At 50.9% G+C, this 273-nt stretch carries 1 protein-coding gene; it reads left to right on the top strand.

Annotated elements, in window-relative coordinates; genetic code table 11:
- Positions 1–36 precede the first annotated feature (36 nt).
- Positions 37–273, top strand: a 237-nt coding sequence (locus tag S1OALGB6SA_RS06340) for an SBBP repeat-containing protein (RefSeq protein ID WP_195910330.1), incomplete at its 3' end; no start/stop codon positions are given.

Raw genomic sequence — 273 nt, 5'->3', positions numbered from 1 at the left:
GTTCGCAGTCAATCTAGATAAGAAGCTATTTAACTTATGAATAAGATATCCAGTATCCCGATTTTGGTTCTTATAAGCCTCTTGGCATCCTGCAACATTTCCGAGAGCATGGCCTGGGTGATAAGCACCTTTGTGGGCAGTGGCACTCCGGGTTTTGAGAATGGCACCGGCAGCACGGTACGGTTCAACCTCCCCCGCGGAGTGGCTGTGGATTCAGAGGGCAATGTCTATGTGGCAGAACAAGGCAACCACCGCATCCGGAAAATCACGCCG

Source organism: Olavius algarvensis spirochete endosymbiont, from assembly GCA_900608495.1.
GTDB lineage: Bacteria > Spirochaetota > Spirochaetia > DSM-2461 > DSM-2461 > UBA2779.
This window is presented reverse-complemented; position numbering and strand designations above follow the sequence as displayed.